Genomic DNA, 13691 nt, shown 5'->3' with positions numbered 1-13691 from the left:
TAGGAGCTGATTTTGAATTGTTAGAAGGGGTAGCCGATGCCCAGGTTGAACGCCGTCTGGTCTTCGGCCAGGCTGAACTTACGGATGACCCATTTGCTGTCCGGTGCGGTCGGATCATAGATTTTTGTTGCCACATCGAGGCGCAGAATCAGGAAGGTGAAATCGAAGCGGAAGCCGATGCCCGAGCCTATCGCGAATTTCCGGTAGAAGTTGTTGAAACGGAAAGTAGATTCTCGCTGTCGCTGCTGCTGCTGATCCCGTTGGGTTTGGGTCTGGTTGGGGTCAATAGGCTGATTGCGAATAATCCAGACGTTGCCAAAATCTGTGAACACCGCACCCTTGAGGAAGCTATACACCGGAAACCGAAACTCTAGGTTGCCTTCAAGCAGCAGCTCGCCAGGCTGCTCCAAGTCATAGTCACGTATTTTTTTATCGTTTTCGTCCAGCAGCTCTTGTGAAGGATCATCTGGGTTCAGCTTATACTGGGTGAAAGACCCAACTCCTAGGCGGCGGGGCTTCCAGGCCCGCACGCTGGAGCTACCCCCAGCGAACAGGTACTTATCGTAGGGAATCAGGTAGGACTTGTCAATCTGTTTTGTTACCTCGTTTTGAATGCGCGTAGAGGTAAGCGCCGCCGCTACGCCCCCGGCCAAACGGTACACAAAGTACGTTTCGGGCCCTAGCTTATGATAGCGGCGGTAGTCGGCCGTGAGCTTGGCGAAATCGTAGATTTTCAGCTTATTATTTCTCAGGTTCTCCGGATCATTCTCCAATGTGTTCGGCTGATAAAATCTACGAGTCAAGCCGCCTACCTCCGCGAACAGGCGCAGGTAGCGCGCATCGCGGGTTTCGTTGAAATCGTTAGAGTTGTAGAGGGAGGTAGCGTTAAAGCTGGGAACAAATAAGTTATCGAAGCTGCGGTAGAGCGGAGAGCCCTGGCGGATCAGCAGCTGTTGGAGGTAGCCCGCAAAATCGGGGTCAATCTTAGCCGTGCGAATTACGCTGACATCAAAGGGGGTGAGTACGTACTGGTGAAAGGCCGAGCGTTGCCAGATGTAGTCGAGCGTACCCTCCACGTTCGTGCGGGTGTAGTCCGGGCGCTGCACGTAGGTGTAGGTAGCATTAAAGCGGGTGCGCGGGTTGTATTGGCTTAGGAAACGGCCCGAGCGCCAAGGCAGCAGAAACTGCGGCAGAATCAGGTTCATGTTGGCTCCCAGCTGGGTAGTGAGCTCACTGCGCCTGGTTACATCGCCTACATTGCCCACCACGCTATACTGCCCTTCAAAGCCGGCCCGCACGCCAAACTCCAGCAGCTCGGCCCCGCCAAATACGTTCCGAATCTTGAGCCGGACGTTGCCAAAGGGGCCTACCTGCTGGGCCACGTAGGTGCCTCCAAACTCCGAGGTTTCCTGGAATTTCTTGGCCGGCGAAGCATTAACGGTAGCATCCAGCAGGCCACGAGTGGAGTCAGCTGGTGCTTCGGCCCCGCGCACGCGCCGGTACGTGACGGTATTAAACCGGAACATGTCCAGGTTCGAGAGCTGGCGCTGGGTCAGCTGGGTGTTCGTGACGCTGTAGGCGCTACCGGGACGCACGGCCAGCTTGCGGTCCAGGGTCCGGGTACTGAACTTGTGCTTGTAGGCTAGGTAGTAAACTGAGTCGCGGATGATGGTGTCGCGCTGCTGCCCGAAGCGCACAAGGCCGGCATCGGTAATGAAGCTCACCCGGCGCACCGTATAGAGGCGATGCTGTTCCCCGCGCGTGGGCTTGGAAATGATAGTCCGCAACCGCACGCTGGTGGGCGCAAAGCTGGTATCGGCCTCCAGGGTAATGTATTGCTGACGGAAATCAAAGTAGCCCTGGTTTTTCAGCAGGTCCTCAATCCGGTTGCGTTCGGCTCCAATCTGCTCCTCATCGTACTGGCTACCCACCCGGAGCAGGCTCTGGGGCTGCGAGGCCAGTACCCGCCGCGAAATAGCGGTGTCGGCAATGTCGTAGTCGAGCTGGGAGTAGTGGAAGGCCGGTCCCTCGTGGATACGGTATACCACCGTTACCCGCTGCGAATCGGCGTGGAAAGGCGAGCGAAGGGTAAAGATGCGGAAGGGCGCGAACTGCCGGGTAGGCACGGTATCAGTAGCGGAAACTGTGCTCCGGAAAAAGCCCTTCGATTTCAGAAAAGTACCCAGCTGCTCTACGGAGGTAGCTGTTAGCGACGAATCGTAGATAACCGGAGGCTCACCCAAGCGCATGATGGCGTTGCCCTTGTCGAGAGCCAGCTGGTGGCGCTGCACGTGCCGCTCGCGCTTCGAGAGCAGCTTGCCTACCTCCGCCGAGTCGGTGCCGGCGGTTTTAATCAGCTGGTCAAACTCAGTGCGCTCCTCATCCAGCTTGCGTTGCAGGCGCTCGGGGTTATAAAACGAGCGGCCTAGCTGGTAGATGGCTACCTTTGGCAGCGGAAAGGTGCTGTTGGGCTTTTGCTGGACCAATGCCTGCAGGCGCTCGGCATCGGCCTTTTTGGTGCCTTCTACCTTCACGCGGCTGAGCAGGCGCTGGCCTGGCTTGAGCAGGCGTAGGGGCGAGCAGCTGCTGAGGCTGCCTGCTAGCAAGAGGCTGCCCAGCGCTACACGCGCCACGTTTTTATCTGAAAAAAGGCCCTGGATGGGCCCCTGACCGTTAATTGGCGAATATGGTTTCAAAAGCAGTAGCGAAATACGTGCACGCGCTGCACCTGAAGAAGTACCGAATCCGGCACGGTGCCTTCCTCGTGGAAGGCGGCAAAAGCGTCCGGGAGCTGCTAAGTTCCGGGATTCTAACGGAACGCCTCATCGTTACGTCTGAATTCGGTGAGAAAATCCGGCAGGAAATTCCGGCGGGCCTACCAGTTGATGTCGTATCGGAGGACGAACTGACCCGCCTGGGCACGCTCAGTACCAACAACACAGCCCTGGCCGTGGCCCGCCTACCCCAGGAAAAGCCCCTAACCCCTACGGCTGGACAGCTTTTTCTGGCCCTGGATGAAGTTCGGGACCCCGGCAACGTGGGCACCCTGATCCGACTGGCCGACTGGTACGGGCTGGCTGGCGTAATCTGCTCGGATACCTGCGCCGACCCCTGGGCTCCTAAAACCGTGTCAGCGACTATGGGCTCCTTCACCCGCGTGCCCGTGTGGCAGCGTGAGTTGCCGGCTTGGCTGAGCTCCCTACCCCCCGAACTACCCGTGTATGGCGCCGACCTGCACGGCGACAACGTGCACCGCCTAACCCTTCAGCCTACCGGCGTACTGGTAATGGGTAGCGAAAGCCACGGTCTCACGCCCCCCGTAGAAGCCTGCCTGACCCAGCGCCTGCACATTCCCGGTCGCGGCCAGGCCGAAAGCTTGAACGTAGCTGTTTCGGCGGCTATCCTGCTGGACAACTTCTACCGGCACGTGGTGAATGAGTAAGTGAGTGAAGTGGTGAGTTGCTGTTCAGGCGGTCCTTATGAGGATGCAGGACATTCCGCGTATCAAACAGTGTCAATCCGTCCCGGGCAATGTACTACCCCTTCTAAAGCGACAAGCCCTTACTTCCAGCACGGAAGTAAGGGCTTGTCGCTTATCTAGGCTTGTTACAGAGTGAGGAAAGGTCTCTTCGTGTTGCGTCCTCGCCATGACACTCACCGCCTCACTATTTCACCACTTATTGCAGCAAGGAGATGCCGAAGCTCAGGGTTTGGGCCTGGGGGCCGCGGTTTTCCTTGAACGTGTCGTTGAGGTTGTACTTAGCGAAGAGGTCGATGCGGCGGATGCCGATAGTGCCTTGCAGGCCGTACTGGAAGTCGGCCAGGTTGTAGCTGCCGCGGTCCTTGTCTTTCTTGGTGTTGCCCTCCTCCTCGTACTTGATTTTGGTGTGGGAGCCCAAGCGGTAGCCTACAAACCCGCCGGCACCGATGCGGAAAGCGTCGCGGCCTTTTTTGTTTTTAAAGTCCAGTACGGGCATCAGGGGCAGGTTGATGCTGGAAACAGCCAGCTTGCTCTTTTGCAGCTCTCGGTTGGGGGTTTCCAGGTTCTTGCGGATGATGGTGCGGCCATCTACATCAAAGAACTGGTTGTTTTTGTCCAGCATGTAGTTGTTGAAGGAGAGCTCGGGACCTGTAACCAAGTGGAAAGGCGAACCTTTTTTGCCTACCCGAATATCGTAGTGCCAGTTCAGGCTGAGGTAGCGGGAGCCGATGGGTCGCAGGTCGAAGTTCTCGCCACCCACGGGCGTTTCACGGTTTACCAGCGTGTTCAGGCCCAGGTCAATGTTGAAGTTGCTGCGCACGGCCCGGTTAGCGCGTTGTTCGTCGCGGGCTTTGCGCTGGGCTTGGCGAGCCGAGTCAGAAACGGAGCTGGTCGTGACGGTGATGTGGCCATCTTCCCCTTCTTTCTTTTCCACCACCGATACCCCGAAGGCACGGCCTAGCACTACATCAACGCGTTCTGTTGATTTGGTTTGGGTGCCATTCTCATTGCGTACTGTAATGCGAATCTGCTCGGGTACTTTTTTGCCGGGCTGCTCCTTGGCAGGGTAGAACTCCATGGTCACCTGCTCCGATTTGGAGTTTTTACCGGCCGCCTCAGCCTGGGTTATGTAGGCATCAAGCAGCACCAATAGTGAGTCGAGCTTGTACTGGCGCATCTGCCGGAGCTGGGCTTTATCCTTGACGTAGAGCGTCATGGTGGCCTGGTTGGGGAGCTTCACCAGAATGGTGTCATCGTTGCCGGGGCGCGAGGCAGCCTGCGAGGCCAAACCCATCAGCAGAAAGGCGAGGAGAGCGAAAATGCGTTTCATGATAAAAAGCGCGTAAAGCGGGAGAGTTAGAGTTGGATGGTTTTGGTGAGCGTGCGGCCCGCTACGTGGGCCTGTACCGTCACCGATTCCGGCAGCCCGGCCTCCGTGAGGCTTACCCGCTCGCCCTTCACGGCGTTACGGGCCTGCCGGAGCAGCGAAGTCAGGCGGGGCCGACGAGCCGGCTCAGCAGCCAGCGCGGCGGCTTCCGTACCGGGGCGTACTTCCACCTCAATTGGACCCGTAAGGGCCACGGTAGCGGTGGGCAGCTCCGTTGGGCGGGCTAGCTCCGGATCGGGCGTACGCTCCGGAAGCGTAGCGCGGGCGGGGGTAGTAGCGGTAGGGGCAGGCTGCGTAGCGGCGGGGGCGCTGGCCAGGGCTAGCTGGCGGGGCGCCGGCACCGAAGCCTGGGGCCGGGCGGGCCGGCGGCTCTCCAAAACGGGGTCTGGTTGTACACCCGCAGACCGGGTTTCGGGAGAAGGTGCCGTAGTGGCCACTACGGCGGCTGGCTTATTGGCCTGGGCTTCTGGGAGGCTAGATGAAGAAGCGGGGGTAGGAGTTGCCTGAGGATTAGAAATATTTTCTGTAGAGGCCTTAGGTGCAGAGCGGGCCGTGTTGGCTGCCATTTCGGTGGTGCCAGGGCGGCTGGGGTTGCTACCCGTCAGCACCCACCACGCGCCGCCCAGCAGCGTGAGCAGGGCCACGGCCGCCGCGGCCAGCCACAGCACGGGGCGTTTGCGGCGGGGCTGAATCTCGGCTTCAATTTCGGACCAGAGGAAGGCGGGCGGGGTAGGCGCGTGGCCCTGCAGCCGCTCGCGGAACAGCTTATCAATATCTTCCGGTTGCATACAGTTCTTTCGGGGTGTGGGTGGAGGAGGCCGGCTGGGCTTGGGCGTTGGCTACCGCGAGGCGGCGCTGGAGCATGGCCCGGGCCTTGCTGAGCTGCGACTTACTGGTGCCCTCCGAAATACCGAGCAGCTCGCCGATTTCGGGGTGGGTGTAGCCCTCCAGGGCGTACAGGTTAAAAACGGTCCGGTAGCCGGCCGGCAGCTCAGCCAGCAGGGCCAGCATATCGTCGGCGTTCAGGCGGCTTTCGGCTTCGGCTGGGGTAGCGGGCGTTTCGTAGGTCAAGTCCTCAATGGCCAGATGCAGGGGCTCTTTACGCCGCAGCATGCCCAGGGCTTCATTCACTACAATCCGCCGAATCCAGCCCTCAAAGGAGCCCTCGTGCCGGTACTGATCCAGGGCCCGGAATACTTTGGTGAACCCTACAATCAGGGCTTCTTCCGCGTCTTCGCGCCGCCGCAGATAGCGCATGCACACGGAGAGCATCAGCCCGGCAAACCGCTCATAGAGCAGCTTCTGGGCCCGACTGCTCCCTTGGCGGCAGGCGGCTATGAGGTCAGCATCAGTCACGGAAGGAGGAGTAAGGTTCAGATCAAATCAGGGCGTTTGAGGGGCTAGATGGAAAGCGAGGGGTAGGGGTTGCCTGGGAAGTGAAAAAATGTTCTTGTTACTCCAAAGAAGCTGGAATAATGCTGATAATCAGCAAAGAAAATTGTGTAATTCAGTCCGGCATGTGCAGCTAAAACCCGAAGGCTGTCTGAAATAGATGATTGAAAGCCGTACTGCAAAAAAGCCCCGATACCCAAGGTACCGGGGCTTTAGCTAAAACCGGGGGTAGGGAACCCTACCTAGTAATTACCTACGGAGAGCATGACCAACGTGCAGGCTTCCTCCGTACGAATTCCGCGCTGCTGGGCCAGTTCCTCCAATTCCGGGTTTTCGGTGCCGGGGTTGAAGATAATGCGCTTGGGGTTCAGGTCCAGGATGTAGTCGTACCAGCCGGGCTGGTTTTGCGGACCTACGTAGAGGGTTACGGTGTCAATGCCTTCGGCCGTAGGGCGGTCCGTGTGAATATCGAGGCCGGCTACCTGGCCTTTGCGGATGCCCACGGGCACTACCTCGTGGCCGTGGCTTTTGAGCTGATGAACGGCACGGTAGGCGTAGCGGGAGGGGTTATCGGTGGCCCCCAACACAAGGGTCTTTTTCATAGGAAGGAAGTTTGCCCTTCTTCTCCAGAAGCGGAGCGAAGAAAAGCAGAAGAATGATTTCTCCTTATAACGATTATTTCGCACCGATGGCTGCAAAAGCCGCTTCCGCGCACCGCTCGCCATCCATGGCCGCCGACACGATGCCACCCGCGTAGCCTGCGCCTTCCCCGCACGGGAACAAGCCCTGTACCTCCGGGTGCTGCAAGGTGTCACGGTCGCGGGGGATGCGAACGGGGGAGGAGGTGCGGCTTTCTACCCCCACTATCTGGGCCAGGTTGGTGGCGTAGCCCGGAATTTTGCGGCCGAAGTTCTGGAAACCTTGGCGCAAACGTTCTGCCAGCGCCGGCCCCAATACCTTGTCCATGGGCACCGACACAAGGCCTGGCTGGTAGCTGGTTTCCAGCAGCTCCGGCGACACTTTGCTTTTTAGGAAGTCGCCGAGGCGCTGAGCGGGAGCCAGCTGGGTGTTGCCGGCCAAGCGGCAGGCACGCTGCTCTATTTCCTGCTGAAACTTCAGGCCCGCTAGCGCCCCGTGCTGGCGTACGTCCATGTCTTCCAGCTCCACAGCGGCTACAATGCCGGAGTTGGCAAAGCGCGAGTCGCGGCGACTGGGGCTCATGCCGTTCACTACCACCTCGCCGGGCGAGGTAGCGGCCGGCACAATAAAGCCGCCCGGGCACATGCAGAACGAGAAAACACCGCGCTGCTGGTTTTTCCACTGCGTCTGGTGCACCAGTGAGTACGAGGCCGCCGGCAGCAGGCCCCGGTCCTGGCGGCGGTACTGGGCCTGGTCGATAAGGGCCTGCGGATGCTCTACCCGCACGCCAAGAGCAAACGGCTTGGCCTCAATGAGCACGCCCCGGCGGTGCAGTAGCTCGTAAATGTCGCGGGCAGAGTGGCCAGTAGCCAAAATTACAGCATCAGCTTCCAGAGCCTCGCCGGTAGCCGTTACTACCCCGCGCAGGCGGTTATTTTCCAGAATGAGGTCATCGACTCGGGTATCGAAAAGGACTTCGCCACCAGCCTGGCGCACACTCTCGCGCAGGGCCGCCACTACATAAGGCAGCTTGTTGGTACCGATGTGCGGGTGGGCATCCACCAGAATATCGGGGGTAGCACCGTGCTGCACGAAAATGCGCAAGATGCGCTGAATGTCGCCGCGCTTACTGGAGCGGGTGTATAGTTTGCCATCGGAGTAGGTACCCGCGCCGCCTTCGCCGAAGCAATAGTTGGAATCGGGGTTTACGAGGTGCTCTTTGTTGAGGGCAGCCAGGTCGCGGCGGCGGGTGCGTACGTCTTTGCCACGCTCTACCACAATAGGCTTGATACCTAGCTCAATAGCGCGCAGAGCCGCAAACAAACCGGCCGGACCCGCGCCTACGATCAGCACCGAGCGGCGGGCGCGGCTAACATCAGGGTACTGAAACCAGGGGCCAAATAGGTCAGTAGGCGGGGGCGTCTGATAGATATCGGCCCGCAGGCGAACCAGGGGTTGGCGGCCGCGCGCATCAATGGAGCGCTTGCGCAGATGCACAAAATCGGCCTGGCCGGGCACCATACCGGCGGCGTCTAGCAGGGCCCGGTAGCGCGCTAATTCATCGTAGGCTACCTCCGGCGGGAGCAGTAGCTCAATTTCTTGTTTCTGAGACGACATAAAAGAGGTGAAAGGGAGTTAGCCTTTGAACCGGTAACGGGGTTACGGAGCTGCAAAGATACGCAGCCAAAAACAGCGTCTGGCCTCAGCAGGCCTAATAAAAGACCACTGAAGCCAGACGCGGCTACTTAAAAGCGAGTAAAGCAGCGGAGGTTATTCGCCCTTGGGCTGAGACGAACCGCTTTGCAGACGGGGCCAGAATTTCTCCATGGACTCGTTGAACAAGGTCAGGGCTTGCGTACGCACTTCCCCGGAAGGATGGCGCAGGAGCTGACCCAGCAGATGACGGTACATTTCCGTCGTAATTTCCAGCCCTTTGGCGCTTACAAGGCCGTGGTGGAGTAGGTCGCAGTTAGCGGCCACAGAGTTTGCCATAGAGTCAGTGAGTTCTTCGCGGGCGAGGTCCGCTTCCCGGAACGATTGTTCCAAGCGGGCGTTCATTTCGGGAGTGTAGTGCTGGTCGGTTGCCATATCTGCTCAGATAGGGGAATGGCCTGTCTAACCTGGAACTGGAACAGAAAGGTTCAGTTTCCTAACGGAAAAATCCGAGTCTGTCAGTAACCCGCACAAAGCAAGTTTGTTAAACCAGCAAAAAGTTGTACTCGTCTATACTGCTGCGGTATCGGTCCCGAGGATGCGTACGGGGCGTTTTTGTTCATCAATGGCTACAAACGTAAACAGGCCCGATACGGCCCGGTGACGGTCCTCGGAATACATCTGTTCCACAAACAGCTCCACGCGCACCTTCAGGCTGGTATTGCCAACGTGCTCCACGCGTCCAATCAGCTCTACCAAGGTGCCACCGGGAATGGGGTGGGTAAAGTCCACCTTATCGGAGGAAACAGTTACCATTTTAAGGCGACTGAACCGGGTAGCGGTAATAAACGCTACCTCGTCCATGAGGTGCAAGGTGGTGCCGCCGAATAGGGTGTCGTAGTGGTTGGTGGTATTAGGAAATACAGCTTTGAAGATCCGGGTTTCGGCGTGGCTGATTTTCTCTTCGAGGGTACGCATGGGTAGCAAAAGTGAAAAGTGAATGTCTTTTCGCTTTGGCCGTAGTGCACGGCTCCTTCCCTCAGTTTGGGCCTATATCGGGTTGCTGCGCACCGCCGTTGGCGGGCCCCGGACACACGCATCCCTACCCGCCGCCACCGGCCCCACGCTGCAGAACCCGACAAGGCCCTCAAGTCGCGAAGGAGCCTTATCAACAAGAGCGGCGGGCAGGTCTCCTGACTTGTACCCTGCTTTCCGCCCTTCTCACCCGGTAGGGCAATGGGCTTTATTGGGGAAGCAGATGCTGGCACACGGGGTGCTGGCGGGTAGTTACAGTAGCGCGTCTGTCCGGGAGTTGCACCCGGTTCCCTTTTCATGCTGGCCTGGGTAGGCCGGCAACCTGCCGCTCGTCTGATTGTACTAACAGACAAAGAACGAAAGGCCAAAGGTAGCAGAACCGGCGGCATCCGGGCACTTTCGCTAGTTTGCGGCCTGCTCCATTTCCTGCTGCTTCTTATGCCTCAGCTTCCGCCCGCCGCCCCGCGTACCATGGCCTCCCGCGTCCAATCCATCTTCAGCGGCTCGGTAGGCAACCTGGTAGAATGGTACGACTGGTACGTGTACTCGGCTTTTGCCCTGTATTTCGCGCCGGCTTTCTTTCCGAAAGGCGACCTGACGGCCCAGCTGCTTAACTCAGCAGCCATCTTCGCGGTGGGCTTTCTGATGCGGCCCCTGGGCGGCTGGCTGATGGGAGTGTATGCCGACCGCGCCGGGCGCAAGGCAGCCCTGCTAGCCTCGGTGCTGCTGATGTGCGGCGGCTCCCTGCTGATTGCCCTCACGCCTTCGTACCAGCAGATAGGGGTAGCCGCGCCGGTGCTGCTGGTAGTGGCGCGCCTGCTGCAGGGGTTAAGTGTGGGGGGCGAATACGGTACCTCCGCCACCTACCTCAGCGAAATGGCTGACCAGCGCAACCGCGGCTTCTTTTCCAGCTTTCAGTACGTGACGCTTATTGCGGGCCAGTTGCTGGCGCTGCTGGTACAATTGGGGCTGCAGCAGTGGCTTACTACCCCCGAAATGTACAGCTGGGGCTGGCGGGTGCCCTTTGGCATTGGGGCGGTGGCTGCTTTGGTGGCGCTTTACCTTCGGCGGAGCATGGAGGAAACCGATGCCTTTACCCGCCAGGCTACCCCCTCCGCGGGCCCTAAACCCTCCCAGATGCGCCTGCTGCTTCAGCACCCGCGCGAGGTGCTAACCGTGGTAGGCCTGACACTGGGTGGCACGGTAGTGTTCTACACCTTCACAACCTACGTGCAGAAGTTTCTGGTGAATACAACTGGCTTCACCAAGGATCAGGCTACGCTGGTGTCGTTCGGGGCGCTGGGGGTAGCTATGTTGCTGCAACCCATAGTGGGTGCCATTTCCGACCGGGTAGGGAGGCGGCCGGTGCTGCTGTTTTTCGGGGTAGGCGCCACCTTGCTGACGGTGCCACTGCTCCGGGCCCTGGAGCAGGCCGCAGGGCCCGGCGTAGCCTTTGGGCTGCTGCTGGTGGCCCTGGTTATTGTGAGCGGCTACACCTCCATCAACGCCGTGGTAAAGGCCGAGCTGTTCCCGACGGAAATCCGGGCCCTGGGCGTAGGATTGCCCTACGCCCTGACCGTGGCCATCTTCGGGGGCTCCGCCGAGTACATTGCCCTGCTGGCCAAAGACTACGGCGTGGAGGAATGGTTTTACTGGTACGTGACGGCCTGCGCGGCCTTTTCTCTGCTGGTGTATAGCCGGATGCCCGATACCCGCACTACCTCCCGCCTGCATGAGGAAGAGCAGCGCCGGGGCTACTGAACCGTAAGCGTATCAGTCAGTATTGTGTTATCGAGCTTGAGGAAGTGAAACACGTATTTGCCCGGCGTAGGCGCAGTAAACTTAAAGGAACCGGTGTAGTCAGAGGCTATCTGGGGGCAGCTGCAGCCCTCGTAGCTCACCAAGGGGCTGAGGTAAATATTGTTGCCATTGCGCTGCTCCGTGAGAGACTTGAATTGGCCGCAGCTATTGGCAATCTGGATGGTATAGCGCACCTCTACGGGCGTATTTACCGTGCCGGTTTTGGGGCTGACTACCGCCAGGGTAGGAGCTAGCGCATCAGAGGAGCAGCTAGGCTCTTTGTCATCAAGGCAGCTGGTCAGAAGGGTAGAGGAAAGGAGAGCCGCCAGGGTCAGGCGCAGCGGAGCAGATACTAGAAAACGTGTCATGAATGAAGTGATGCTTGACCCCAAAGATGCAGAAACCCGCCTGGATGGTTGCAAGCCCGTGGCGGCAGAGGCTACTATTTTCGGTACCCAGGTAACCTGTAGTTTACAGTTAAGGTATAATTCTTGCTTTGGGCCATTCTGCCACCGGTTACTACCCCTGCCCAGCCGGTAAAGCCCCTAGCCTCTGTTTTCTTTTCCCACCCGTATGCCCCAGTTTTATCCGCCCGTGCGGTTGTGTTTCCTGCTGACGCTCCTGCTTTTAGTAGTGGCCGCGGCGTGCACGCAAAAGAAAAATCCCGATGAAAAACCGGCCCGCCCAAGCCCAGCGGCGGTAGTAACGGCCACCACAGGCAGAGCCACGTTCCGCATCAGCTATAGCCGCCCTTCCGCCAAGGAGCGCAAAATATTCGGGGGGCTGGTGCCCTATGGGCAGGTGTGGCGCACGGGCGCTAATGAAGCCACTACCTTCTCGGTTGACCAGGATGTGACTGTGCAGGGCAAGCCGCTGCCCGCCGGCAAATATGCCTTGTTCACCATCCCTGGCCCCAAGGAATGGACCATTATTTTCAACAAAACCCCTAACCAGTGGGGCGCCTACGAGTACCAAGAAGCTGATGACGTACTGCGGGTAAAAGCTACCCCCACCACGGCCTTTCAATCCCTGGAGCAGTTTCTCATTACTGCCGATAAGAGCGGCCGCGTTACCCTGGCTTGGGAAAATACCCAGGTAAGCTTTCAGGTGAAATAGATATAAACAAGCCAAATAAGCCCTACAGCACCACGCCTTACTCCTTACTCAGGAGCAACATGGTGCTGTAGGGCTTATTTGTATTTTAGTCTAGTTAAGAAAGCTGCTGGTTTGCGACCGTCGTTTACTCGCCGCCCAGTACGCTTTCTACCCAGCCTTTGCCCCAGTCCTCTAAATCCTGCTCGGTCCAGAGCTGGGGGTAAAAGATGCGGCGCTGAAACTTGGGAGGCAGGTACTGCTTCCAGTTGGTACCTCCGGTAGCGGCAATGGCATCGGGGCGGCGCTCCAGGTAGCGCACCGCCGATTTGTAGTGCATCAGGGGCCAATTCACGTTCACGCACACATCCAGCTGCTTCAGTTGGCGCAGCAGGCGCGGGTGTTCCTGGCCGGTGGGGCCGGGAGGCAGGCGCTGCACCACGGCCCACACGTTGCGCCCCTCAAAATGGCGGGCGTGTTCCAGCAGCTTATCGGCGTACTTCTTTTCGAACTCAACCAGCGTGAGGGCCTTCGCCCCGGTTTCTACCACCGTAGCCCCCGATTTCCAGTAAATGCAGCCCATCAGCTCGTCGTGGGCGGCAGCCTCGCCCAGCAGGCGGCGGCGCTCCTCGGGTACGAGGTTGCTGAGGCTGGTACTGGCCAGCTCAATCATGCGGTACTGTACGCTTTGGAAGCCGGAGGCCGGCATCAGGGCCATTCGGAACTCCAGAAACTGCTGCTTGTCCATGCCGTCCACCATCACATCAAACGAGTCGATCAGGTTTTCGAAGTAACGGTTGATGCGGCCCACACGCAGCACTATTTCGTCTACGGTGGGAGTAGTGAGGTTGCCCAGCTGCTCGTACTCACAGAGGCAAAGCTGGAAATATAGCTCCGTTATCTGATGGTAGATGATGAAAATCTTCTCATCAGGAATATTGGTTAGAGGACGCTGCAGGCTCAGCAGGGCATCCAGCTGGATATAGTCCCAGTAACCCAGGTAGCGGGTATGGTAGAGGCCTTCGAGGTAGGCGGCCAGGTCCTGGTCATCGGCAGAGTAACGCTCTTGCAGGCGGCGCAGCTGGGCCAGCACCGCGGGCGAGAATTCAGATTCCGGAGAGGTCATGGGGTAGGGCGGATGGGTACTACGCTGCAAAGATGGTGAAAAGGTGAGAGGTGAATGATGGCAGGTGGTGGGGTGATTCATAACGG

13 protein-coding genes and 1 riboswitch are annotated in these 13691 nt (G+C 58.8%); of the genes, 3 read left to right on the top strand and 10 right to left on the bottom strand.

The genetic code is table 11. The annotated features are described in order from the left end of the window. Positions 1-20: 20 nt before the first annotated feature. Positions 21-2696, bottom strand: coding sequence for a translocation and assembly module lipoprotein TamL (gene tamL, locus DNI29_RS17170; protein WP_123823297.1), 2676 nt, complete (start codon positions 2694-2696; stop codon positions 21-23). Between tamL and DNI29_RS17165 the strand changes: the two genes are divergently transcribed. Continuing rightward, the gene (locus tag DNI29_RS17165) at positions 2687-3442 is read left to right on the top strand and encodes a TrmH family RNA methyltransferase (RefSeq protein ID WP_110979356.1); all 756 of its coding nucleotides are present in this window, start codon (positions 2687-2689) and stop codon (positions 3440-3442) included. The genes tamL and DNI29_RS17165 overlap by 10 nt on opposite strands. Positions 3443-3677: 235 nt before the next feature. Here DNI29_RS17165 and DNI29_RS17160 read toward each other — a convergent pair whose 3' ends face one another. The 7 genes from DNI29_RS17160 to DNI29_RS17130 all read right to left on the bottom strand — a co-directional run bounded on the left by DNI29_RS17160 (position 3678) and on the right by DNI29_RS17130 (position 9530). Continuing rightward, positions 3678-4811, bottom strand: a complete 1134-nt coding sequence (locus DNI29_RS17160) for a porin family protein (RefSeq protein ID WP_110979355.1) — start codon at positions 4809-4811, stop codon at positions 3678-3680. Positions 4812-4837: 26 nt separating this feature from the next. Beyond that, a complete protein-coding gene (locus tag DNI29_RS17155; protein ID WP_110979354.1) occupies positions 4838-5656 on the bottom strand; it encodes a hypothetical protein in 819 nt (272 codons plus the stop codon). Beyond that, positions 5637-6224, bottom strand: a complete 588-nt coding sequence (locus DNI29_RS17150) for an RNA polymerase sigma factor (protein WP_110979353.1) — start codon at positions 6222-6224, stop codon at positions 5637-5639. Before DNI29_RS17150 ends, DNI29_RS17155 begins: the two co-directional genes overlap by 20 nt. Before the next feature lie 278 nt (positions 6225-6502). Further along, positions 6503-6862 (bottom strand): CoA-binding protein, encoded by a 360-nt coding sequence (locus DNI29_RS17145; RefSeq protein ID WP_110979352.1) that lies wholly within the window; start codon positions 6860-6862, stop codon positions 6503-6505. A gap of 73 nt (positions 6863-6935) precedes the next feature. Further along, positions 6936-8516, bottom strand: coding sequence for an NAD(P)/FAD-dependent oxidoreductase (locus tag DNI29_RS17140; protein WP_110979351.1), 1581 nt, complete (start codon positions 8514-8516; stop codon positions 6936-6938). A gap of 153 nt (positions 8517-8669) precedes the next feature. Then, positions 8670-8987: a hypothetical protein gene (locus tag DNI29_RS17135; RefSeq protein ID WP_110979350.1), complete on the bottom strand. Its 318-nt coding sequence runs from the start codon at positions 8985-8987 to the stop codon at positions 8670-8672. A gap of 135 nt (positions 8988-9122) precedes the next feature. Next, positions 9123-9530: an acyl-CoA thioesterase gene (locus tag DNI29_RS17130; RefSeq protein WP_110979349.1), complete on the bottom strand. Its 408-nt coding sequence runs from the start codon at positions 9528-9530 to the stop codon at positions 9123-9125. 188 nt (positions 9531-9718) lie between these two features. Continuing rightward, positions 9719-9928: riboswitch (cobalamin riboswitch) on the bottom strand. 97 nt (positions 9929-10025) lie between these two features. On the opposite strand from DNI29_RS17130, the gene DNI29_RS17125 reads away from it, so the two are divergent. Then, a complete protein-coding gene (locus tag DNI29_RS17125; RefSeq protein ID WP_110979348.1) occupies positions 10026-11348 on the top strand; it encodes an MFS transporter in 1323 nt (440 codons plus the stop codon). Here the strand turns inward: DNI29_RS17125 and DNI29_RS17120 are convergent. Then, positions 11342-11755, bottom strand: a complete 414-nt coding sequence (locus tag DNI29_RS17120) for a hypothetical protein (RefSeq protein WP_110979347.1) — start codon at positions 11753-11755, stop codon at positions 11342-11344. The two genes, DNI29_RS17125 and DNI29_RS17120, sit on opposite strands and share 7 nt — an antisense overlap. Positions 11756-11960: 205 nt before the next feature. Here DNI29_RS17120 and DNI29_RS17115 point away from each other — a divergent pair, with 205 nt between their 5' ends. Further along, entirely contained in the window at positions 11961-12503 is a 543-nt protein-coding gene (locus tag DNI29_RS17115; protein ID WP_110979346.1) for a DUF2911 domain-containing protein, read from the top strand. 124 nt (positions 12504-12627) lie between these two features. On the opposite strand, the gene DNI29_RS17110 is transcribed toward DNI29_RS17115, so the two are convergent. Next, positions 12628-13605, bottom strand: coding sequence for a tryptophan 2,3-dioxygenase family protein (locus tag DNI29_RS17110; protein WP_110979345.1), 978 nt, complete (start codon positions 13603-13605; stop codon positions 12628-12630). Between the last annotated feature and the right edge of the window lie 86 nt (positions 13606-13691).

The sequence above is a fragment of the Hymenobacter sediminis genome (assembly GCF_003231285.1).
Lineage (GTDB): Bacteria > Bacteroidota > Bacteroidia > Cytophagales > Hymenobacteraceae > Hymenobacter > Hymenobacter sediminis.
The sequence above is the reverse complement of the archived record's forward strand: the minus strand, read 5'-3'. Positions and strand labels throughout refer to the sequence as shown.